Genomic DNA, 1558 nt, shown 5'->3' with positions numbered 1-1558 from the left:
ACGGTTCTTTGGGGTTCATTAATGGGCTAACTTTGATACAAGACTATTGGTACAACTACACTTCTACCAGACCAGCCCTAGTTTTTGCAACACAACCAGTTTGCTGCCCTGGAATGCTTTGGTTGTGGGAGTAGCCGTAGTAATCACGTACTCTCAAGGCAAGAATAATAACTCGATGCTGTTACAAATCATCGCTGTTGGATTAGCTTTTGGATGGGGCAAATGTTATTTCCTTGGTTAAGAATCGGGGGCAGTGGGTTAGCTGCTCTAGTGTTAGTGTTAACGTCTAACCCCAAAGACATAAAACTGTTTACACCTGCTAATATTACAGCGATCGCACTCTCCAGTTATGCAGGGTTGGAATTACGGAAGCTGCAAAAACATTACGAGGATAAAGAGCGAGAAGAAGATATGCTTGCCGCCATGAAGGATACTCAGGCGGAGGAGCAATTGCAATTCCTCTCATCAGCGGCCGAAAGAAAACGCCTGTATGAAGAAGCAGACAAGCAAACTGAACGACAATTGAATCTGCTACAACAGACAGCCCCGTTATTTTCCGAGGTACTGGCGCTAACTGGCCAGGGTGGTGCTGTTTCTCGCATGGGACTGGGGATGCTCCAAAATGGCGAAAGCCTGGGGAATGTGCTGCTGGCAACTAGTGAGGCGGAAATGCAACTGGAGACTGCTAAACTGCAAGCCCAAATTCATCAACGACAGTTGGAATTGCAGGCACAGCAAACACAGCAAGTACTTAAAAGTGCTAATGGCGAGGTTGTGTCCGTTACTCCCACTATCACAGCAGTAGAATCTGAGTCACCCCAATCACCCAAGATTGAAGGATTAAAGAAGGCAGCGGCAGTTGTCGGACTTCAAACTCAGTGCCTTCGAGTGGATAAAGCGCCTAGTTATGAGAGGTTAATTTTTTCGGTAAAAACAGAGGATTTTAATTCTCTACCTAAACTCAAAGCAGCAACTAAATTGGCGTTAGGGATAAGTGAGAAAAGTGATTTACCTTTTTACATTTATGCACCTGAACAAATAGCGGTAGAAGTTCCTTTAAAACCAGAAGACCGCACTTACTACGACTTTCCTCAAAGGCAGTGGACACAGGGCGAAAGATTAATTGTTTTGGGCCAGTCACTAGATGGGGAAGTGGTGATTGATTTGAAGAGTGAGGATACTCCTCAGCTTCTCTGTGTCGGTACAACTGGCTCAGGTAAGTCAAACTTGTTTCGAGCCATCGCCTACTGCCTTTTAATGCAAGGTGCGCGGGTGGATATCTGCGGCGGTAAGGTCAGCGATTACGAAGATTTTGCACAGCGCTTTCCTAGTATTAGCCTCAATGATATGGGGAAAACATTTGAGTATGTGGGTGAATACTATCTAGAATGCGAGCGCCGTAATCAAATGACCAAGGCTGAGTTAGCGCAACAACCAGCTTGGCTTTTGGAGATTGATGAGTATAGAACTCATTTGACATCTAAGAAGAGGCTGCAAGCCTCTTAACCATCAACCGAATAAAACAAAGATTAACTTTGGCAGTTGCATTAACTAGAGT

1 protein-coding gene is annotated in these 1558 nt (G+C 44.9%); it reads left to right on the top strand.

The genetic code is table 11. The features are described from left to right. The first annotated feature begins 213 nt into the window (after positions 1-213). Positions 214-1506, top strand: a complete 1293-nt coding sequence (locus tag HCR01_RS37835) for a hypothetical protein (protein ID WP_193201000.1) — start codon at positions 214-216, stop codon at positions 1504-1506. Positions 1507-1558: the final 52 nt, after the last annotated feature.

Source organism: Nostoc sp. MG11 (assembly GCF_014904695.1).
Classification (GTDB): Bacteria; Cyanobacteriota; Cyanobacteriia; order Cyanobacteriales; family Nostocaceae; genus Komarekiella.
This window is presented reverse-complemented; position numbering and strand designations above follow the sequence as displayed.

Coding starts and splice junctions, on each gene's coding strand:
- HCR01_RS37835 (WP_193201000.1), top strand. CDS start 214: ATGGGGCAAATGTTATTTCCTTGGTTAAGAATCGGGGGCAGTGGGTTA.